Origin of the sequence: Providencia sp. 2024EL-00732, from assembly GCF_044006275.1 — a bacterium.
GTDB lineage: Bacteria > Pseudomonadota > Gammaproteobacteria > Enterobacterales > Enterobacteriaceae > Providencia > Providencia huashanensis.
Genome location: NZ_JBIPDG010000010.1, coordinates 58,135 through 78,238 on the forward strand (window position 1 = coordinate 58,135; position 20,104 = coordinate 78,238).

Genomic DNA, 20,104 nt, shown 5'->3' on the forward strand with positions numbered 1-20,104 from the left:
CCTTAACGAAAAAAACCCCAGCGAACTGGGGCTCTCGATTACCTTACTTTTCCGATAACTTATTGTGGCTTGTTATCGTTATTGTCTGATGGGTTTGATTCATCAGTATTGTTGCTTGGCTCTTCAGCATTATTTTTTGGTTCTTCAGTTTGAGGTTTATCAGCAACTTTATCGCCATTTGACGCACCTTTGCCAAATGTTCCAGTCACGTTACTGACTTTTTTGTCCTCATCCCAACCTGCTGGTTCACGTACTGGACGACGATTCATTAAATCATCAATCATTGGCATATCGATAGTTTCGTATTTCAACAATGCGTCTTTCGTTGCATGCAGAATATCAATATTGTCTTCCAGTGTTTTATAAGCCAATTGGTAGCAGTGGTCTAAGATTTTCTTAATTTCTTCATCAACAATACGCGCTGTTTCATCAGAAATACCTGAACCATTACCCGCAGAACGACCTAAAAATGCAGGGCCTTCTTCTTTTGAGTATTGCATTGGACCTAAACGGTCTGAGAAGCCCCACTGAGTCACCATGTTACGCGCTGTATTCGTTGCAAACTGAATATCAGAAGAGGCACCCGTGGTGACTTTATCTCGCCCGTAAATCAGTTCTTCTGCGATACGACCCGCATATGCTGTCGCAATCATCCCTTCCAGTTTTAAGCGGCTACGGCTAACTTCATCACCTTCTGGTAAGAAGAATGCCACACCCAGCGCTTGACCACGTGGAACGATTGTGACTTTGTGAACAGGGTCATGCTCTGGCATTAAATGACCGATAATCATATGGCCACCTTCATGGTAAGCCGTTGATTCTTTTTGTTCTTCAGTCATCATCAGAGAACGACGCTCAGCACCCATCCAAATTTTATCACGAGCTTTTTCAAATTCGACCATAGAAACGACACGCATATTTGCGCGAGCTGCGAACAATGCCGCCTCGTTCACTAGGTTGGCTAATTCTGCTCCAGAAAAACCAGGGGTTGCACGAGCAAGGATGAAAGTATCAACACTTGGGTCGATAGGAACACGACGCATATGCACTCTCAGAATTTGCTCACGGCCACGAACATCTGGCAAGCCAACAACAACCTGACGGTCAAAACGACCTGGACGTAATAACGCTGGGTCAAGTACGTCTGCACGGTTAGTTGCGGCAATAACAATAATACCTTCGTTACCTTCGAAACCATCCATTTCAACTAGCATCTGGTTCAGGGTTTGTTCACGTTCATCGTGACCACCACCTAAACCTGCACCACGTTGGCGACCGACAGCATCGATTTCATCAATAAAGATGATACAAGGCGCAGCTTTTTTCGCTTGTTCGAACATATCACGAACACGAGAAGCACCAACCCCCACAAACATTTCCACGAAGTCTGAACCGGAAATAGTAAAGAATGGGACTTTTGCTTCACCCGCAATAGCCTTTGCAAGTAATGTTTTACCTGTACCAGGAGGCCCTACCATCAGGACGCCTTTAGGAATTTTACCGCCAAGTTTCTGGAAGCGAGCAGGTTCACGTAAAAACTCTACGATTTCACCGACTTCTTCTTTCGCTTCATCACACCCTGCAACGTCTGCAAATGTTGTTTTTATCTGATCTTCCGTCAACATGCGGGCTTTACTTTTGCCGAATGACATTGCCCCCTTGCCGCCGCCACCTTGCATCTGGCGCATAAAGAAAATCCAGACACCAATCAACAGAAGCATTGGGAACCAGGAAATGAAAATAGATGTCAGTAAGCTAGGTTCTTCTGGTGGTTCACCAACGACAGTCACATGCTTATTCAGCATGGTGTCTAACAGCTTCTCATCCTGCATAGGAAGATAAGTTGTATAGCGGCTATTATCAGCCTTTCTGACGTTCAGTTCACGACCTGTGATACGAACTTCACGTACCTGATCCTGGGCTAACTCATTGATAAACGTAGAATAATCAACTCTGCGACTATTCGAATCGCTTGGGCCAAAACTCTGGAACAAGGACATCAGAACAACTGCGATGACTAACCAGAGAATCAGGTTTTTCGCCATGTCACTCAAGGGATTAACCTCATATTACAACTGTGTTAACAAATAACGCTCAGGGTACTATAGTTTTAGCCCTGTCGCTACAATGTATACTTCACGTGACCGTGCCCGCGAAGATTCAGGTTTACGAACTTTTACTTTCGTAAACAGGGAGCGGATATCCCTAAGGTAATCGTCAAAGCCTTCTCCCTGAAACACTTTAACAATGAAACTCCCCCCAGGCGCCAATACAGCACGGCACATATCCAATGCTAATTCAACCAGATACATAGAGCGAGGAATATCGACCGCAGGTGTCCCACTCATATTTGGGGCCATGTCTGACATGACCACCTGTACTTTTTTGTCGCCTACTCGTTCTAGCAAAGCGGCGAGCACTGCCTCGTCACGAAAATCCCCTTGAAGGAAATCAACGCCAACGATTGGGTCCATCGGTAATAAGTCACAAGCAATAACACGCCCATTATGACCTATTTGGCTGACAACATATTGTGACCAACCACCAGGGGCTGCTCCTAAATCAACAACGGTCATACCTGGTTTAAATATTTTATCACCTTGCTGGATTTCCTCCAGTTTAAACCATGCACGTGAGCGTAGCCCTTTTTTTTGTGCTTGCTGAACATATTTATCACTAAAATGTTCTTGCAACCAGCGACTTGAGCTTGCCGAACGTTTTTTATTGGCCATTGTGTCTTCCAACTATACTAAAAGATCTACACCTATGTTGCTGCTTCTTTACCATCGAACAGATATAATTGATGGTGATAGATATCAGATGGCGGTAGAATAAGCCATTTTCAATACTAACCAAGCAAAAAATCGATGAATCTTAATAAAAAACAAATTCAGCACCTAAAAAGTCTCGCTCATCACTTAAACCCTGTCGTTATGATTGGCAACAACGGTTTAACCGAAGGTGTCTTAGCTGAGATTGAACTCTCACTAGCGCATCATGAGCTTATCAAAGTCAAAATCGCAGGCGAAGACCGTGATACTAAAAATTTGATCGCTGATGCGATTGTTCGCGAAACTGGTGCAGTAAATGTACAAATCATTGGTAAAATTCTTGTTATTTACCGCCCTTCGGCGGATCGCAAAATCATTTTACCTAAATAATAACCCATCATTTATATAAAAATGCCATTGAAAGCATGTTTTATATGTTGAAAAAGGCCGCCTGCGGCCTTTTTCTTTAAATCCGGGGAAATAATATAACCAATTCAGTAAAATAGGAATCAGATATACTCAACTTTAAGAATTTCGAACTCTACATCCCCACCTGGGGTTTTGATTGAGACGACATCGTCAACCTCTTTACCGACTAAACCACGTGCTATTGGTGAATTGACTGAAATCAGATTAACTTTAATATCAGCCTCATCATCACCAACAATACGATACGTTAGCTCTTCGTCGGTATCAACATTTAATACTGTCACTGTTGCGCCAAAGATCACTCGACCGTTATTAACCATTTTGGTTACATCAATCACTTGTGCGTGAGAAAGTTTACCTTCGATTTCTTGGATACGGCCTTCACAGAAGCCCTGCTGCTCACGAGCCGCATGATATTCTGCATTTTCTTTTAAATCACCGTGCTCCCGCGCATCAGCAATTGCGGCGATAATTTCTGGGCGGCGAACAGATTTCAGGAACTCCAGTTCCTCTCTTAGTTTGTCCGCACCAAGTACTGTCATCGGGATCTGTTTCATTAATAAATACCTCGGTTCAATCCTATCTAAAAATAAGTATCTTCCTGATTTTGTAACAACAGCACACCGAACACCTCTGTATAACAGGGGGGTGTTCTAGGTAAAAAAAACTCAATCAGACTTATGTACTCATTTATCTTATCATAATGTACGCTATTTTAACTGAGACTTAATAGCGGGTCACCGTTTACTTTATTAGGCATTACACTTTAGTATGTGCTGTATGTCCACCCTAATGCGTGAAATATATGTCATTATTAACTTTAACCAGAAAATGGATAATCACTTTAGGGATCACCCTAGCCAGTAGCCAAGCTTTGGCGATCCCAATTGATGAATACAAGCAGTATCTACCTGACGGCACTAACCTTGCTCTGGTCGCGCAAACGGTGGGAAGTAATACCCCATTAATTGATTATAACGCCCAGCAAATGGCTCTTCCAGCGAGCACCCAAAAAGTGGTGACGGCACTTGCAGCATTGTTGCAATTGGGGCCAGATTACCGTTTTGTTACCAATTTTGAAACGAGTGCAAAACTGAGCAACAATACACTGACAGGTGACTTAGTCATCCGCTTCAGTGGTGACCCAACGTTAACTCGCCAGCAAATTCGGAACATGGCAAATGCGTTAAAACAGCTAGGGATCGAAAAAATTGATGGGGATTTGATCGTCGATATTTCCGCATTTACCAGCCACGATAAAGCACCTGGCTGGGTATGGAATGATATGACCCAATGCTTCAGTGCGCCACCTGCTGCCGCTATTATCGACCGCAATTGTTTTTCTGTATCCCTATACCCTGCTGAAAAAGCAGGTGATTTTGCCTTTATCAAAACAGCTAGTTTTTATCCTGTTAACATGTTCAGTGAAGTCAAAACATTGGCAAAAGGCTCTCCCGAAGCCCGTTATTGCGAACTTGACGTCGTACCCGGTGAGTTAAATCGCTATACTTTAACAGGTTGCCTTACTCAACGTAGTGACCCGTTACCTCTCGCTTTTGCGGTGCAAAATGGAGCTAGCTACTCAGGGGCAATTGTCAAAAATGAGCTCACTACCGCAGGCATCGAATTAGTCGGTCATATAAAAAAACGGACTCAGCCAACAGCTCAATCACAAGTGTTAGTCAAAACAGAATCTAAGCCCTTACATGACTTATTGAAAGTAATGTTAAAGAAATCCGATAACATGATTGCCGACACCGTTTTTCGTACCATTGGTCGCGAATATTATGGTGTTCCAGGAACATGGCGCTCAGGGTCTGATGCCGTAAGGCAAGTTTTGAAACAAAAAGCGGGGATCGATCTTGGCAATACTGTCATGGTCGATGGCTCAGGGTTATCACGCCATAATTTAATCACCCCGGCAACGATGATGGAAGTTTTGCAGTTTGTCGCTAAAAACGATCAACAGCTCGATTTTATCTCTATGCTCCCCTTAGCAGGTCATGATGGGACATTACGCTATCGTGGTGGTTTTGATGAGGCGGGCGTTAATGGAAAAGTGTCTGCCAAAACAGGTGCATTACAGGGGGTTTATAACCTAGCCGGCTTTATTACAACAGCCAGTGGGCAACGCGTAGCATTCGTACAGTTTATTTCTGCTTATGCCGTACCACAGAGCCAACAACGCAGTCGTCGTGTACCGTTAGTGCGCTTCGAAAGCCGTTTGTATAAAGATCTGTACCAGAAAAATTGATCAATCAAAATTTGGTAATTAAAAAAGGCGCCTTTGCGCCTTTTTTATGTCTCAACGATAACTATTTCTGGTAAATGATTTCGACGCCTTCGTCGTCATCTTCATCCCAATCGTCATCCCAGTCATCGTCAATATCTTCAGCACCAGAAAGCTGTTCTTTGTGATAATCATCCCACATGAACTCGACTTTTTCTGGTTGCGGAGCATCTTCAGTGGTTGCCATATCGCGTGGCTGAGTATTCATAAATTCCATGATGTCCCAACAAAGTGCTTTTACACCTTCATGGTTAACTGCTGATATCATGTAATATTTATCTTCCCAACCCATTGCTTTAGCAATTTCTGCTGCGCGTTGTGCGGATTCTTCTTCACCTAAGATATCGATCTTATTAAAGACTAACCAGCGAGGCTTCGCAGCCAGTTTTTCACTGTATTTTTCTAGTTCACTGATGATGATCTTGGCATTTTCGACAGGATCTGATTCATCAATAGGACAGATGTCGATCAAGTGTAATAAAACACGACAACGTTCTAAGTGTTTCAGGAATTGGATCCCAAGACCTGCTCCTTCCGCAGCGCCTTCGATCAACCCAGGAATATCCGCGACCACAAAACTTTGTTCGTTATCCATACGCACCACACCTAGGCTTGGCACTAAAGTTGTGAATGGATAATCAGCTACTTTTGGCTTAGCGGCTGATACAGAACGTATAAATGTTGATTTACCTGCGTTTGGCATACCCAACATGCCTACGTCAGCTAATAGCATCAGTTCTAACAGTATTTCGCGAGTTTCGCCCTTCGTCCCCATAGTACGTTGACGTGGAGCTCGATTTACTGAAGATTTAAAACGTGTATTCCCAAGGCCATGAAAGCCGCCTTTAGCAACCATATGGCGCTGTTCATGGCGGGTCATGTCACAAAGGATTTCATTAGTGCCTAAATCGCGTACACGCGTTCCTACAGGGACTTTAACCGTGATATCTTGACCACGCTTACCGGTACACTCACGACTTTGACCATTTTGCCCACGTTCTGCACGAAATGATTTTTCAAAGCGATAGTCGATCAGGGTGTTGAGGTTTTCATCTGCTTGCAAGTAAACATCACCACCATCACCACCATCACCTCCGTCAGGTCCCCCTTTCGGAATGTATTTTTCACGGCGGAAGCTGACACAACCATTGCCACCATCTCCTGCCACGACTAATATTTTGGCTTCATCTACAAATTTCATAATTCTCTCTCCGTTTCTGAGCCATATAACGCTGGATGGCTGTTTTACTCAGAGATGGCGTATTTTTTAATACGAGTGCACTTCATTAGAAACAAAATGCCTGAATATAAAAAGCCCCGCAAAAGTTTTTTGCAGGGCTTTAATTCTGAATTAAAGATCAGAAAACTTATTCAGCTTCGATGCTGATAAATTTACGATTGTTTGGACCTTTAACTTCAAATTTAACTTTACCATCCGCTAATGCGAATAGAGTGTGGTCACGGCCACAACCTACGTTGTTACCTGCGTGGAACTTAGTACCACGTTGACGAACGATGATGCTACCTGCTAATACAGCTTCACCACCAAAACGTTTAACACCTAAACGTTTTGCTTCTGAGTCACGACCGTTACGAGTCGAACCACCAGCCTTTTTGTGTGCCATTAATCTGCTCTCCTAAATCTTAAGCGATGACAGTGATCTTAACATCAGTGAACCACTGACGATGACCCTGTTGTTTACGGCTATGTTTACGACGACGGAACTTGACGATTTTTACTTTTTCGCCACGGCCGTGTGCAACAACTTCCGCTTTCACTTTAACGCCTTCAACGACAGGAGCGCCGATTTGGATCTCATCGCCATTAGCAACCATCAGAACTTGATCAAATTCAACAGTTTCACCTGTTGCGATGTCCAGCTTTTCTAGGCGGACAGTTTGACCTTCGCTAACTCGGTGTTGTTTACCACCACTTTGGAAAACCGCGTACATATTAACTCCGCTTTCCGCGTACCCGTTAAATATCTCAATTCCAGAGCACGCTATAAAATATTCACAATAGGGCGCGAATTCTACGCAAAAAAGCATCAGAACACAAGCCTATAATGCGGTTAGATGACAAAAAATACGACTTTTTTCTCAATAACCGTTTTTGAGCATTGATTTCACGCTTATTGCTTCAATTGTTACTTATTTAAACATTTTTTGCATCACACCTGATAATCTTATTATTAATAATGTTATGCTAATACCATAACTGTTATATCGGTCTCCCGATTTTTTATTCAGGGAATGAACCAAAAACTAATAATATGAATAAATTACGATGAATTTAGAATCTATTATTGAACTAACAACTGAAGATATGTCTGCGGTAAACGAGGCTATTCTCAGTCAATTGAATTCAGATGTTGCGCTAATTAACCAACTTGGTTATTACATTGTCAGTGGTGGTGGCAAAAGGATCCGGCCAATGATCGCTGTGCTTGCAGGGCGAGCACTCGGCTATTCTGGTCATAAGCATACCCAAGTCGCAGCCTTGATCGAGTTCATTCATACCGCAACGTTATTGCATGATGATGTTGTCGATGAATCCGATATGCGTCGTGGAAAACAAACCGCTAATGCCGTTTTTGGTAATGCGGCAAGTGTTCTTGTCGGTGATTTTATTTACACTCGATCCTTCCAGATGATGACAGATCTTGATTCAATGCGGGTGTTAAAGCTGATGTCTGAAGCGACTAATGTGATCGCCGAAGGGGAAGTATTACAGTTGATGAACTGTAACGATCCCAATATTACTGAAGAAAACTACATGCAAGTGATCTACAGTAAAACGGCGCGTTTATTTGAAGCTGCAGCTCATGCTTCTGCTATTTTAGCCAATGCGACGCCAGAGCAAGAAAAAGCCTTGCAAGATTATGGTCGTTATATTGGTACGGCATTTCAACTCATTGATGATCTTTTGGATTACGATGCAGATAATGCGCAATTAGGTAAAAATACAGGTGACGATCTTGATGAGGGTAAACCAACGCTCCCTCTTCTTCACGCCATGCAACATGGTAATGAAGAAGAATCTGCTTTGATCCGCCAAGCGATCGAGCAAGGCAATGGACGCCACTTATTAGATACCGTCCTCGCAACGATGAAACGTTGTGGCTCCCTTGAGTATACCTATGCCCGCGCACAAGAAGAGGCACAAAAAGCCATTGATATGCTAGATGTTATTGATGATTCTATCTATAAAGAAGCATTAATTGGCCTAGCGCACATTGCCATACAACGCCATTCCTAAGATTCACTCATGCGATGCGAGAAAGAGGAGTTATTTTTCCTCTTTCTCTTCTTCACCAATTTGAGCAAGAAGTGATGATAAGCCGTAACGCAAGATATGTTTGACAATTTTATTGCGTTCAGCCTCCGTCAATTGGTAATAGGCTTCTGACCAAATTTGCAGTGCATCTATTCTTTGGCTTTGGTAAGTCACCGATGGCTCACATAAACTGAGTTGCCCTTGAATTTCATCAGGTAAGCTCTCTACATAATATTCAACAGCCTTACCTTGAACGCCCCGTTTGCGACGATGCTTCCAGCCTTCTCGTCTTGCCATTAGGTTTACCCCCTGAGGCGATGTAGGGAGACCTTCTAGCCCTGCTAATTCTTTTGCAGTGAACCACAATTTTTTCATATTTTCACTTTCACGCTTATATTATGAAACCTGCTGTTGCAGCTTTACCAAATCGTCAACTGTTAAAAAATTTTAGACTCAATATAATATTATTTTTATATACTAATTATTTGCATCTTAAGTATTTGTAAACTATTTATTATTAATTAAATCGATTAGTGCTAAAGCCCCTTCACGCATAATGAATGTCAAAATAATGTCACGCTCCTCGTTAGAAAGCTGGTTATATGCCTCCTGCCAAATAAACGAATTATCATTTCGTTTGACTTGATAAGGTGCAGAAGTTTCATTCACAAACTGGCTTTCAAAAATATCGATAGGCAAAGAACTAATATGATATTCCAACGCTTTTCCTTGAATCCCCCGCCTTTTACGGCTGACCCAATTTTCTCGCCTTGCCATCGCATTTATGCCTTGAGTCGTCATGGGAAGCCCTTGCAACCCAACCAACTCCTTTGCAGTTAGCCATTCCTTGTACATGCTGACCCTCCTAGTCATGATGACAATTTATTTCTAGTTGCTGAAAACTATCTATATTTTCTTAAAAACATTAACTCATTCATTTTATTTATAACTGCAAATAATAATATACAAATAATATTTGTTATTAGTATTCTAATTTCTTTTAATAACAGATAATTAAATGATTTACTCGCTAATAATTTAACTAATTTTATTGAGTAATTTATATATATTACTAATACAAGTAACGGATAACATTAAATACGCCATTTCCACTACTAACTCGAAAGAGTTAGTTTTAATTTCAAAGTTTTATCCTAATTCACAATTATTAACACTGACTTTCTATTTAGTTTCACAAAAACCCCGACAGTTTCATAAAATGAAGTTTTTAGAAAAAACTGGAAATTATTTTGGGAAATTTCTGTTATTTTATTTCCAATAACAGGGAGTTTGTACTGAATGTATCACAGTTTCCCGTTACTCGTACCATTAACTCTACATTATTCTGAGCGAAAAAAGGACTAAAAAATGATTTTACGGAAGTCGGACTGGCATCCAGCAGACATCATCGCCGCTTTACGTAAGCGTGGAACAACTCTGGCCGCTATTTCTAGAGAGGCAGGTCTTAGCTCTTCTACGTTAGCGAATGCACTATCACGCCCTTGGCCTAAAGGGGAATGGATCATTGCCAATTTTTTAGGTATCCATCCTTCTGAAATTTGGCCTAGTCGGTATTATGACCCTATCTCGGGGAACTTATTAGAAAGGAAAGTCAGAGATAAAACACAAGTAGAAAGCTAAAAAAAATAATGAATATAAAGCCATTGTTATGAGTTATTATCGGTGGCTTTATATTCTTATACTAACTGATTAATACTAATTGATTAAGTTGAGACAATTTTTATCTAAACCCAAAAACCTTATTGATGGGGCGTTATATTAAGTCATCTATATTTCTTCACTCGATTTGCAATCTCAATATTTCCCCTACAGCCCATTAACTAACAATAAGATGCCCCATATCATTAAGCAGCCAAAAACCACTTGCTTACATCATCGATTATAAATGAGTAAAACAATTAGCCCCTATACAATATTGGCTGGCGTCTATTTTGCATCCATTACTATGGGAAATAAGTACTCATAGATCTTCATTGGAGTCAGTACATGAGGTGAAGAATACCCTGGCGTGGCGTGACAAAAAATAAAAAGGTTGAGTTCTATAGACTTGAACTCAACCTTTTTTTAGTTAGAAAAAATTAATTGGCATTAGCCGTTAATAAATTTTTCGCCTAACTCAATGTCTGCTTTTAATACACTTAACATTTCTTTTAGCGCATTTTCTTCAAACGCACTTAATTTACCCACTGGTAAGTGTTTTTCGATACCATTTTTACCTAAAACAACTGGTTGTGCGAAGAAGCGTGCGTGCTCACCATCACCTTCGGTGTAAACACATTCAACAATATTGCTTTCGCCTTGTAGGCCGCGAATTAAAGATAAGCCTAAGCGTGCTGCTGCTTGGCCCATAGACAGAGTCGCTGACCCGCCACCGGCTTTAGCTTCAACAACTTCTGTACCTGCATTTTGGATACGCTTAGTCAGAGCTGCAACTTCTTCGTCAGTGAAGCTAACACCTTCAATTTGTGATAATAAAGGAAGAATTGTCACACCTGAGTGACCGCCGATTACAGGAACTTCGATGTCATTGACATTTTTGCCTTTTAATTCAGCAACAAAAGTATTAGAACGAATAATATCCAGTGTTGTCACACCGAATAAACGATTCTTGTCATAAACACCTGCTTTTTTCAGTACTTCTGCTGCAATTGCAACTGTAGTATTCACAGGGTTAGTAATAATACCAATTAACGCTTTCGGGCAAGTTTCAGCGATTTGTTGGACCAGATTACGAACAATACCCGCGTTAATATTAAACAGGTCAGAGCGATCCATGCCTGGTTTACGCGCAACACCCGCTGAAATAAGAACAATATCTGCACCTTTTAGCGCCGGTTTTGCATCTTCACCAGCAAAACCTGTTACTTTAACATCAGTAGGGATGTGGCTTAAGTCAGCAGCAACACCTGGCGTTACTGGTGCGATGTCGTAGAGGGAGAGTTCTGAACCTGCTGGGAGCTGGTTTTTGAGAAGAAGGGCTAGAGCCTGACCGATACCACCTGCTGCACCTAGGACTGCAACTTTCATTCTGAAACTCCTTAATTTGTACTTTAAAAAGATATCACTTTATTTGTTATACACTTAACACATTACGTATAAAAAACAATTTGTTAACAGATAGAGAGAGAGTTTAACGCTAGAGAACTTGTCTACTAATTGCCAGTATTCTAAACAAATTCCTTATCTGTTAATGAGATAACGGGCACTTTTTTAACAAATAGTTTTTCTTACTATTGATTTTCGCACAATAAGTTGTTTTTACTGTTTATTATTCAAACAAAATCATTTTTATTAACAACAATTTTACAATATTTATTGCGTAAGTTCATTAGCCTATTATGCTGACGCTTAACTATGGGCAAACAAGATAAATTAATGTTTATCATTAACCTCTCCATGGCTCTTTAACTCAAGGGCACATTGAATACTGTTTATAAAATCATCATAACGCAATTTTGTTGCATAAAAATGCACTTTTACGGATAATACAACTCAGTTTAATGCCGAAGAATGGGTTAATTATGCGCACTCCGTCTAAACAAGAAGACTTGGTTAAGGCTTTTAAAGCCCTATTGAAAGAAGAGAAATTCAGCTCACAAGCTGAAATTGTCACAGCTCTCCAAGAAGAAGGCTTCGAAAACATCAATCAATCAAAAATTTCCAGAATGCTGACAAAATTTGGTGCGGTTCGCACCCGTAATGCAAAAATGGAAATGGTGTATTGCCTACCGACAGAGCCCGGTGTTCCTACTGCTACCAGCCCTCTCAAAAATTTGGTGTTGGATATTGACTATAACCCTTCAGTTGTCGTCATTAGAACTAGCCCAGGTGCCGCACAACTTATTGCACGTTTACTAGACTCTTTGGGGAAAGCGGAGGGGATTTTAGGCAGTATCGCGGGAGATGACACGATTTTCTCTACGCCTGCAAATAACTTCACAACGCAAGAACTGTATGAAGCTATCTTAGCGTTGTTTGAACAAGAATTATAATTTTATCGATATTCATTGATATCAAGAGGGAAGTCTTATTTCCCTCTGTTTTTTCTGCCCCCTAACTGCTTTGGGACTTCGCTGTGTTATTCGACATTTTCCGTAACCTCGTACATTATGGTTTCCATTTTTTGATGCCAATTCTATTTGCTTATTTATTTTGGCGAAAAAATTGGAAGATCGCAGCGTTAATCATGATAGCGACTATGGCTATCGATTTAGACCACCTATTAGCAGATCCAATTTTCGACCCTGAGCGTTGCGGTATTGGCTTTCATCCTCTTCATTCCCTTTGGGCTGCTATTGCTTATGTGGTGTTATTATTTATGCCTTCATGGAAGCTCAAGGCTGTCGCTGTAGGTTGCTTATTCCATCTTTTTACAGATTCATTAGATTGTTATATGGGCAGTCTCAAAAAAGAAATGAATGCCCCAATCACGTTGAGCTTAGCTGTCACACAATGCCCTATTTCTATGCCTTCCTTGAGTGTTAATTAAGCTTTCATTTATACCATAGATATAATTCCAAAGAACGATAGTCATCCATAGCAACAATATCTAATGTTAATGAAACAATTTATTAACAATTGAGGCCGTGGAATGATCAAAAAAACACTATTAGCCGTTGCATTAAGCAGTGCAATATCAAACTTTGCTTACAGCGCCCCCCTTGAAAAACCTAATATTTTAATCATTATCGCCGACGATATGGGGTATTCCGATATCAGTCCTTTTGGCGGTGAGATCCCGACACCTAATTTACAAACAATGGCAGAACAAGGTGTCAGAATGAGCCAGTATTACACCTCACCGATGTCTGCACCTGCACGCTCCATGCTACTCACTGGCGCCACCAATCAGCAAGCTGGTATCGGTGGAATGTGGTGGTACGAAAATACAGTCGGTGAACCAGGCTATGAATTACGGCTAACTGATCGCGTTGTTACCATGGCCGAGCGTTTCCAAGATGCTGGCTATAACACACTGATGTCAGGGAAATGGCACTTAGGCTACAGTTCTGGCTCCAAGCCAACCGATAGGGGTTTTAACCAAGCTTTTGCCTTTATGGGAGGTGGCACTAGCCATTTTGATGATGCAGTTCCTCTTGGTACCGTTGAAAGTTTCCATACCTATTACACGTTAAATGGTAAGAAAACCGCTTTACCTGCGAATTTTTACTCCAGCGAAGCTTATGCACAACAACTTGAAAAATGGATCAAAGAAACACCCAGTGAACAGCCCATTTTTGCTTATTTAGCCTTCACGGCTCCCCATGACCCCCTACAAGCACCAGATGACTGGACCCAGCGTTTTGACGGTCAATATGATGAAGGCTATGGGAAAATTTACCGGCAGAGAATCAACCGATTAAAAGAAATCGGGATTATTACAGATAAAACGCCGATGCCTCACCTTGATTTAGATAAAGAATGGGAACAACTCACCCCCGAAGAAAAACGCTATGCCGCTAAAACCATGCAAGTCTACGCCGCCATGATAGCTAATATGGATGAGCAAATTGGCAATGTATTCCAGACGCTAAAAGAAACTGGGCGAGATAAAAACACCATCATTATTTTTGCCACTGATAATGGAGCTAACCCTGCTCAAGGCTTTTATTACGAGGGCGACCCTGCATTTTGGACGCAATTTGATAATAGCTACGAAAACTTAGGTCGTAAAAATTCATTTATTTCAGCAGGCCCTCATTGGGCTAATGTTAGCAATGCTCCGTATGCCAATTACCATAAAACTACTAGCGCACAGGGTGGCATTAATACCAATTTCATTATCAAAGGCCTTGGTATCCATAAAGCGGGTAGTATTGATAATACCCCTATGGCCGTTTATGACATCGCGCCAACCTTATATGAATTTGCCAATATTGACCCCAATAAAAAAATTAAAAATATCAACCCAGTCCCCATTAGAGGAGTTAGCTTTAAACAACATTTTACCCAAGATATCCCCGTTAAAACCCGCTATTCATTTGCCATGGAATTACATAATCAGGCAGCCTTGGTTGAAGGTGATTGGAAACTACGCCGCCTTGTTCCAAACTCGGCAAAAGCAGAAATGGCGCCATGGGAGTTGTTTAATTTAAAAAATGATCCGCTAGAAACGCAAAACGTTGCAACACAACATCCGAAGATCCTTGAGAAACTTCGTCAGCAATATGAACAATTTGCTAAAACTGGCATGGTGATTGAAGCCAAAGGAGAAGCCATTGATTATATTGGTTATGATGAAAAAACAGGTAACTATATTGGTATCGACCCCAAAACGCATAAACGTATTATTCCCTCAGTGAATCAATCAGGGGAATAATATGAAAATCGCCTTTTATGATAGCCTTTCTTCGTTTTCACCGCCCACAAGGGCGGTTGTCCCTTTTCATATTTTGCTTAAACCTGTTGGGGCGGGTTGTAACCTGAAATGTGATTATTGTTATTATCCAGAAGACCAATTACCTAGACCTAAACCCATGATAAAAGAGATGTTAGAACCTTTTATCCGTAATTATATTGCTTCTCAACCAACCTACAGCAAAGAAATTAATTTTGTGTGGCAAGGTGGAGAGCCCCTACTTGCTGGGTTAGATTTTTATAAAAAGGCCATTGATTTGCAGCAAAAATATGCACCAAAGCATGTGAAAATCTCTAATAGTCTACAAACCAATGGTACCTTGCTCACCCCTGCATGGTGCCGCTTTTTAAAGCAGCATAATTTTATTATTGGTGTGAGTTTAGATGGACCAAAAGAAATACATGACCGCTATCGTTTAGACAAAAAAGGCCAGCAAGGTAGTTACAACGCCGTCCTAAAGGGCATAAGGCTTCTACAAGAGTTTGATATTGAATTCAACATCTTGACGGTTGTACATGATGCCGTAGCCAATCAAGCACAAACCATCTATGAGCACTTTATTCAGCTTGGTGTAAAATTTATTCAATTCCAACCATTAATGACCGAAGGTAGTGCGCTTGAACATCAATTTACATTGACGGCTCATAATTGGGGAAAATTTTTAACTGATATCTATTTACACTGGAAATCTCAACGCCACGTTGGAAATGTACATGTGATGAACATTGAGCACGTTTACAGCCAGTATTTTACCCATGTTAGCCAGACTTGTGTCCACTCAGAACGCTGTGGTACTAACTTGGTCATGGAAGCTCAAGGGCAAATATTTGCCTGCGACCACCAAATCAATAGTAGCCATCACATTGGCAACATCTTAGAACAAACACCTTTGAGTGAACTCGTCCTCAATTCTATAGAGCTACCTTTTGGGCAAAATAAAAGCACCCGCAGAGAATGCCAATCTTGTACGGTAAAAGCGGTTTGCCAAGGCGGATGCCCAGCGCATATCAATTCGATGGGGAAAAATAAGTTATGTGAAGGCTATTTTCAGTTTTTTAATACTGTTATGACACCGCTGAGGAAATATGAACGTAGTATGCGAGGCGTTCAACAATGGCGGCAAGAAATAGGGTTTTAACGAACGTTAGTATTAACCAAAAGCCCCTATCTCACAAACTATGATAGGGGGCTTATTTACAGATAAATACGGTTTAAACCATTACTCATCTAATTCTATTTCGGCTTTCGCCTTTAAACCCGCAAGCAATTTGCCATGAATGCCACCAAACCCGCCATTGCTCATCACGAGAATATAGTCGCCAGGTTGAGCCGTCTCAATGACCATATTTGTCAAAGCGTCAATATCAGCGCTCCAACGAGCAGGTTGCACGCATTTCTCTGCAATATCCGTTACCATCCACGGAATATTAGCAGGTTGGAATAAAAAGACTTCATCTGCACGGCCCAAGGCTGGCGCAATATCATTTTTGTTAATCCCCATTTTCATGGTGTTCGAACGAGGTTCGAGTACGGCGATAATGCGTGAAGTCCCCCCCACTTTGCTACGTAATGCTTCTAATGTTGCCAAGATAGCGGTTGGGTGATGAGCAAAATCATCATAAACACTCACACCATTCTCAACACCACGCAGCTCTAACCGCCGACGTGCATTGATAAACTTATCCAAAGCAAGGCAAGCTTCCTTGGCGGGGACGCCGACATGATGTGCTGCGGCTATCGCCATCAATGCATTTTGAATATTGTGATTGCCCACTTGTGACCAAGTGACTTCACCCACTTTCTCTTGTTGATAGTAAACCTCGAAATGGCTACCATCATGATTCAATTTTACTGCCTGCCACTCACCATGCTCACCACCAACAAGCTCCTGTTCACTCCAACAGCCCATACCAATGACTTGTTTTAAGTGATTGTCATTATCTGGTGTGAAAATTTTGCCGCTGGCTGGAACGATACGAACCAGATGGTGGAATTGCTTTTGTATCGCCTCAAGGCTTTCGAAAATATCCGCATGGTCAAATTCAAGGTTATTCAGGACTAACGTTCTCGGGCTGTAATGAACAAATTTAGAACGCTTATCAAAAAATGCACAATCATATTCATCTGCCTCAATAACAAAAAATGGGCTTTCCCCTATTTTTGCCGACACATCAAAGTTACCGGGGACACCACCAATTAGGAAACCAGGCTTATAACCACAATCTTCTAACACCCACGCTAACATACCCGCGGTAGTGGTTTTTCCATGCGTCCCTGCCACCGCGAGCACCCAGCGTTCTGGTAATACATGGTCATGTAGCCACTGAGGACCTGAAGTGTAAGGTAAGCCTCTTTCTAATACAGCTTCAACACAAGGGTTACCACGCGTCATGGCGTTACCAATAACCACCATATCCGGTACTGGGTCGAGTTGTGAAGGGTCATAACCTTGAATGAGTTCAATGCCTTGATTTTCAAGCAAAGTGCTCATTGGTGGATACACATTTGCATCAGAGCCCGTGACTTTATGGCCTAGAGAACGAGCCAATATTGCTAAGCTACCCATAAAGGTACCGCATATACCTAAAATATGTATGTGCATTCTTTTTCATCCAATTAGCATGAGGTTTGTCACTATTCTACCCATCAATAGCAGGTTTATAAATGCATTAACCTATTAATCTTTTTTTTATTTAGTTAAACTCTCTGCGCGCGAGGGTACAATACCCCGCAAAACCTTTGTCAATTTTATTCAGGACCTTCGTCATGAAAACATTAGGCGAATTCATCGTCGAAAAGCAACAAGATTTTCCTCATGCAACAGGTGAGCTGACATCATTACTATCAGCAATCAAACTGGGCGCTAAAATTATCCATCGTGATATTAACAAGGCTGGGCTGGTAGATATTCTTGGCACCAATGGTGTTTCGAATATTCAAGGCGAAGTCCAGATGAAGCTAGACCTGTATGCAAACGAAAAACTGAAAGCGGCTTTAAAAGCCCGCGGAGAAGTTGCCGGTATCGCCTCTGAAGAAGAAGACGAAATTGTCATTTTCGAAGGAGATCGTGCTGAAAACGCAAAGTATGTCGTTTTAATGGACCCATTAGATGGTTCTTCAAATATCGATGTAAACGTTTCCGTTGGGACAATTTTCTCAATTTATCACCGTATTACACCAATTGGGCAACCAGTTACTGAAGCGGATTTTCTACAGCCAGGTCATCGCCAAGTTGCTGCCGGTTATGTTGTTTACGGTTCTTCTACTATGTTGGTATACACCACTGGCGTTGGCGTCCATGCATTTACCTACGATCCTTCTTTAGGTGTTTTCTGCCTTTCTCATGAGAAAGTCATGTTCCCATCAGAAGGTAAAATGTACTCTATCAACGAAGGTAACTACATCAAGTTCCCAATAGGTGTTAAAAAGTACATTAAATACTGCCAAGAAGAAGATAAAGCGACAAACCGTCCTTATACCACCCGCTATATTGGCTCTTTAGTCGCAGACTTCCACCGTAACTTGCTTAAAGGGGGGATTTATATTTACCCAAGTACAGCAAGCCATCCAAATGGTAAACTGCGTCTTCTGTATGAGTGCAACCCTATTGCATTCTTAGCTGAACAAGCCGGCGGTAAAGCAAGCGATGGCGCTAACCGCATCCTGGATATTATCCCTAGTGAATTACACCAACGTGCTCCTTTCTTCGTAGGAACAGAGTCAATGGTGGAGAAAGCAGAATCATTCATGCGTGAGTTCCCTGACACCGAATAATTCATATAACTAGCTAATAGGCGGGGCTTCCCGCCTTTTTTGCCCCTTTTTTTCTCCAACTAGTGAGTTTTTCCCCCTTTTACGGCTATAATGTCCCCACGTTATCTACCCTGAGATTTAACTTGCATGGAAATAAGTCATTAATACCGTTTCCACCAGCAGCTTAAAAGTCAGCAGGTAAATTCATTATTCACACAAAGGATACACTTAAATGGGCCTGAACAATGTACCGGCAGGTAAAGATCTGCCAGAAGATATCTACGTTATCATCGAAATTCCAGCTAACGCAGACCCTATCAAATATGAAGTTGATAAAGAATCTGGCGCGCTGTTTGTAGACCGTTTTATGTCAACAGCAATGTTCTATCCATGCAACTACGGTTACATCAACAATACTCTGTCTTTAGATGGCGACCCAGTTGATGTGTTAGTCCCTACTCCATACCCATTACAGCCGGGTTCAGTTATTCGTTGTCGCCCAGTTGGGGTTTTAAAAATGACTGACGAATCAGGTGAAGACGCTAAATTAGTTGCTGTTCCACACACTAAATTAAGCAAAGAATACGACCACATTAAAGATGTGAACGATATCCCTGAACTACTGAAAGCACAAATTACCCATTTCTTTGAACACTACAAAGATTTAGAAAAAGGTAAATGGGTTAAAGTTGACGGTTGGGATAACGTAGAAGCCGCTAAAGCAGAAATTATTTCTTCTTTCGAACGCGCTGCAAAAAAATAATTTTCCCTTAGGGTCATTGATTGTTAAAAGCTCTGGTAAATACCAGAGCTTTTTTATTTTATTAACAAACTACAAAGCCTAAATGGCTAAACGTTTATTCTTCTTCATTACGTTTAAGCCAGTCACCACTTTTTATGCGGCGCAGACCATCAACAGAATGTTTATATAGATAAATCCAAGCATTGCCATATGGCGTCGAAATTAGCTCCCTCGCATAATCTTGGGAGTTTTTCTTTAGCTCATCTAGCTCCGTTAAGATAGATGGGTTAATGCGATATACCTCGCACTCTATCACCCCATCCCCCTTAACCACCGCAGGATAAAACCCAAGATCATACAGTTCATAGCCTTCTAGCTTATGCTCCCCTAACAGTTGAGCATAAGTCATCCAGTGATGATTACCTTGCTTTTGCCTTAAGCTGCCATAAACAATTACACGCAT

21 protein-coding genes are annotated in these 20,104 nt (G+C 41.4%); 10 read left to right on the top strand and 11 right to left on the bottom strand.

The annotated features are described in order from the left end of the window. Positions 1-59: 59 nt before the first annotated feature. Positions 60-2,045 (bottom strand): ATP-dependent zinc metalloprotease FtsH, encoded by a 1,986-nt coding sequence (gene ftsH / locus ACHB7C_RS15270; RefSeq protein ID WP_042845747.1) that lies wholly within the window; start codon positions 2,043-2,045, stop codon positions 60-62. A gap of 57 nt (positions 2,046-2,102) precedes the next feature. Beyond that, the gene (gene rlmE / locus ACHB7C_RS15275) at positions 2,103-2,732 is read right to left on the bottom strand and encodes a 23S rRNA (uridine(2552)-2'-O)-methyltransferase RlmE (protein ID WP_004905912.1); all 630 of its coding nucleotides are present in this window, start codon (positions 2,730-2,732) and stop codon (positions 2,103-2,105) included. A gap of 135 nt (positions 2,733-2,867) precedes the next feature. On the opposite strand from rlmE, the gene yhbY reads away from it, so the two are divergent. After that, entirely contained in the window at positions 2,868-3,161 is a 294-nt protein-coding gene (yhbY, locus tag ACHB7C_RS15280; protein ID WP_004905914.1) for a ribosome assembly RNA-binding protein YhbY, read from the top strand. A 119-nt stretch (positions 3,162-3,280) separates the two neighbouring features. Here the strand turns inward: yhbY and greA are convergent, their stop codons facing one another. After that, positions 3,281-3,757, bottom strand: a complete 477-nt coding sequence (greA, locus tag ACHB7C_RS15285; protein WP_042845748.1) for a transcription elongation factor GreA — start codon at positions 3,755-3,757, stop codon at positions 3,281-3,283. Between the two features lie 248 nt (positions 3,758-4,005). Here greA and dacB point away from each other — a divergent pair, with 248 nt between their 5' ends. Then, the gene (gene dacB / locus ACHB7C_RS15290; protein WP_042845749.1) at positions 4,006-5,454 is read left to right on the top strand and encodes a serine-type D-Ala-D-Ala carboxypeptidase; all 1,449 of its coding nucleotides are present in this window, start codon (positions 4,006-4,008) and stop codon (positions 5,452-5,454) included. 61 nt (positions 5,455-5,515) lie between these two features. Here the strand turns inward: dacB and cgtA are convergent, their stop codons facing one another. From cgtA to rplU, 3 genes are all read right to left on the bottom strand, one after another. Next, positions 5,516-6,691 (bottom strand): Obg family GTPase CgtA, encoded by a 1,176-nt coding sequence (gene cgtA, locus ACHB7C_RS15295; protein WP_042845750.1) that lies wholly within the window; start codon positions 6,689-6,691, stop codon positions 5,516-5,518. Positions 6,692-6,857: 166 nt separating this feature from the next. Beyond that, a complete protein-coding gene (rpmA, locus tag ACHB7C_RS15300; protein ID WP_004905922.1) occupies positions 6,858-7,115 on the bottom strand; it encodes a 50S ribosomal protein L27 in 258 nt (85 codons plus the stop codon). 19 nt (positions 7,116-7,134) lie between these two features. Continuing rightward, entirely contained in the window at positions 7,135-7,443 is a 309-nt protein-coding gene (gene rplU / locus ACHB7C_RS15305; RefSeq protein ID WP_004905925.1) for a 50S ribosomal protein L21, read from the bottom strand. A gap of 334 nt (positions 7,444-7,777) precedes the next feature. Here rplU and ispB point away from each other — a divergent pair, with 334 nt between their 5' ends. After that, positions 7,778-8,749 carry an octaprenyl diphosphate synthase gene (gene ispB, locus ACHB7C_RS15310; RefSeq protein WP_042845751.1) on the top strand — a complete coding sequence of 324 codons (972 nt, stop codon included), beginning with the start codon at positions 7,778-7,780 and terminating at the stop codon, positions 8,747-8,749. A gap of 30 nt (positions 8,750-8,779) precedes the next feature. On the opposite strand, the gene ACHB7C_RS15315 is transcribed toward ispB, so the two are convergent. After that, positions 8,780-9,142 carry a DNA-binding protein gene (locus ACHB7C_RS15315; RefSeq protein WP_042845752.1) on the bottom strand — a complete coding sequence of 121 codons (363 nt, stop codon included), beginning with the start codon at positions 9,140-9,142 and terminating at the stop codon, positions 8,780-8,782. A 132-nt stretch (positions 9,143-9,274) separates the two neighbouring features. Then, positions 9,275-9,622, bottom strand: a complete 348-nt coding sequence (locus ACHB7C_RS15320; protein WP_042845753.1) for a DNA-binding protein — start codon at positions 9,620-9,622, stop codon at positions 9,275-9,277. A 513-nt stretch (positions 9,623-10,135) separates the two neighbouring features. Between ACHB7C_RS15320 and ACHB7C_RS15325 the strand changes: the two genes are divergently transcribed. After that, on the top strand, positions 10,136-10,408 hold the full coding sequence (locus ACHB7C_RS15325) for a helix-turn-helix transcriptional regulator (protein ID WP_042845755.1): 273 nt from the start codon (positions 10,136-10,138) through the stop codon (positions 10,406-10,408). Positions 10,409-10,876: 468 nt separating this feature from the next. On the opposite strand, the gene mdh is transcribed toward ACHB7C_RS15325, so the two are convergent. Beyond that, positions 10,877-11,815 (bottom strand): malate dehydrogenase, encoded by a 939-nt coding sequence (mdh, locus tag ACHB7C_RS15330; RefSeq protein WP_042845761.1) that lies wholly within the window; start codon positions 11,813-11,815, stop codon positions 10,877-10,879. Between the two features lie 494 nt (positions 11,816-12,309). On the opposite strand from mdh, the gene argR reads away from it, so the two are divergent. The 4 genes from argR to ACHB7C_RS15350 all read left to right on the top strand — a co-directional run bounded on the left by argR (position 12,310) and on the right by ACHB7C_RS15350 (position 16,284). Next, complete coding sequence (gene argR / locus ACHB7C_RS15335) at positions 12,310-12,780, top strand: transcriptional regulator ArgR (protein ID WP_042845763.1); 471 nt, start codon at positions 12,310-12,312, stop codon at positions 12,778-12,780. 83 nt (positions 12,781-12,863) lie between these two features. Beyond that, positions 12,864-13,277 (top strand): DUF6122 family protein, encoded by a 414-nt coding sequence (locus ACHB7C_RS15340; protein ID WP_048605829.1) that lies wholly within the window; start codon positions 12,864-12,866, stop codon positions 13,275-13,277. A gap of 105 nt (positions 13,278-13,382) precedes the next feature. Then, positions 13,383-15,107 carry an arylsulfatase gene (locus tag ACHB7C_RS15345; protein WP_071548887.1) on the top strand — a complete coding sequence of 575 codons (1,725 nt, stop codon included), beginning with the start codon at positions 13,383-13,385 and terminating at the stop codon, positions 15,105-15,107. Between the two features lies 1 nt (position 15,108). Beyond that, complete coding sequence (locus tag ACHB7C_RS15350; protein ID WP_129466614.1) at positions 15,109-16,284, top strand: anaerobic sulfatase maturase; 1,176 nt, start codon at positions 15,109-15,111, stop codon at positions 16,282-16,284. 81 nt (positions 16,285-16,365) lie between these two features. On the opposite strand, the gene mpl is transcribed toward ACHB7C_RS15350, so the two are convergent. Next, on the bottom strand, positions 16,366-17,748 hold the full coding sequence (mpl, locus tag ACHB7C_RS15355) for a UDP-N-acetylmuramate:L-alanyl-gamma-D-glutamyl-meso-diaminopimelate ligase (RefSeq protein ID WP_042845766.1): 1,383 nt from the start codon (positions 17,746-17,748) through the stop codon (positions 16,366-16,368). A 164-nt stretch (positions 17,749-17,912) separates the two neighbouring features. On the opposite strand from mpl, the gene fbp reads away from it, so the two are divergent. Both fbp and ppa read left to right on the top strand, forming a co-directional pair. Next, positions 17,913-18,920 (top strand): class 1 fructose-bisphosphatase, encoded by a 1,008-nt coding sequence (fbp, locus tag ACHB7C_RS15360; protein WP_395347791.1) that lies wholly within the window; start codon positions 17,913-17,915, stop codon positions 18,918-18,920. A gap of 211 nt (positions 18,921-19,131) precedes the next feature. Further along, positions 19,132-19,662, top strand: coding sequence for an inorganic diphosphatase (gene ppa, locus ACHB7C_RS15365; protein WP_042845770.1), 531 nt, complete (start codon positions 19,132-19,134; stop codon positions 19,660-19,662). Positions 19,663-19,756: 94 nt separating this feature from the next. Here the strand turns inward: ppa and ACHB7C_RS15370 are convergent, their stop codons facing one another. After that, positions 19,757-20,104, bottom strand: a complete 348-nt coding sequence (locus ACHB7C_RS15370; RefSeq protein ID WP_042845772.1) for a gamma-glutamylcyclotransferase — start codon at positions 20,102-20,104, stop codon at positions 19,757-19,759.

What these genes read in the sequence shown, in the direction of transcription:
- ftsH (WP_042845747.1), bottom strand. Translation starts at nt 2,045, where the DNA reads ATGGCGAAAAACCTGATTCTCTGGTTAGTCATCGCAGTTGTTCTGATG.
- rlmE (WP_004905912.1), bottom strand. Translation starts at nt 2,732, where the DNA reads ATGGCCAATAAAAAACGTTCGGCAAGCTCAAGTCGCTGGTTGCAAGAA.
- yhbY (WP_004905914.1), top strand. Translation starts at nt 2,868, where the DNA reads ATGAATCTTAATAAAAAACAAATTCAGCACCTAAAAAGTCTCGCTCAT.
- greA (WP_042845748.1), bottom strand. Translation starts at nt 3,757, where the DNA reads ATGAAACAGATCCCGATGACAGTACTTGGTGCGGACAAACTAAGAGAG.
- dacB (WP_042845749.1), top strand. Translation starts at nt 4,006, where the DNA reads ATGTCATTATTAACTTTAACCAGAAAATGGATAATCACTTTAGGGATC.
- cgtA (WP_042845750.1), bottom strand. Translation starts at nt 6,691, where the DNA reads ATGAAATTTGTAGATGAAGCCAAAATATTAGTCGTGGCAGGAGATGGT.
- rpmA (WP_004905922.1), bottom strand. Translation starts at nt 7,115, where the DNA reads ATGGCACACAAAAAGGCTGGTGGTTCGACTCGTAACGGTCGTGACTCA.
- rplU (WP_004905925.1), bottom strand. Translation starts at nt 7,443, where the DNA reads ATGTACGCGGTTTTCCAAAGTGGTGGTAAACAACACCGAGTTAGCGAA.
- ispB (WP_042845751.1), top strand. Translation starts at nt 7,778, where the DNA reads ATGAATTTAGAATCTATTATTGAACTAACAACTGAAGATATGTCTGCG.
- ACHB7C_RS15315 (WP_042845752.1), bottom strand. Translation starts at nt 9,142, where the DNA reads ATGAAAAAATTGTGGTTCACTGCAAAAGAATTAGCAGGGCTAGAAGGT.
- ACHB7C_RS15320 (WP_042845753.1), bottom strand. Translation starts at nt 9,622, where the DNA reads ATGTACAAGGAATGGCTAACTGCAAAGGAGTTGGTTGGGTTGCAAGGG.
- ACHB7C_RS15325 (WP_042845755.1), top strand. Translation starts at nt 10,136, where the DNA reads ATGATTTTACGGAAGTCGGACTGGCATCCAGCAGACATCATCGCCGCT.
- mdh (WP_042845761.1), bottom strand. Translation starts at nt 11,815, where the DNA reads ATGAAAGTTGCAGTCCTAGGTGCAGCAGGTGGTATCGGTCAGGCTCTA.
- argR (WP_042845763.1), top strand. Translation starts at nt 12,310, where the DNA reads ATGCGCACTCCGTCTAAACAAGAAGACTTGGTTAAGGCTTTTAAAGCC.
- ACHB7C_RS15350 (WP_129466614.1), top strand. Translation starts at nt 15,109, where the DNA reads ATGAAAATCGCCTTTTATGATAGCCTTTCTTCGTTTTCACCGCCCACA.
- mpl (WP_042845766.1), bottom strand. Translation starts at nt 17,748, where the DNA reads ATGCACATACATATTTTAGGTATATGCGGTACCTTTATGGGTAGCTTA.
- fbp (WP_395347791.1), top strand. Translation starts at nt 17,913, where the DNA reads ATGAAAACATTAGGCGAATTCATCGTCGAAAAGCAACAAGATTTTCCT.
- ppa (WP_042845770.1), top strand. Translation starts at nt 19,132, where the DNA reads ATGGGCCTGAACAATGTACCGGCAGGTAAAGATCTGCCAGAAGATATC.
- ACHB7C_RS15370 (WP_042845772.1), bottom strand. Translation starts at nt 20,104, where the DNA reads ATGCGTGTAATTGTTTATGGCAGCTTAAGGCAAAAGCAAGGTAATCAT.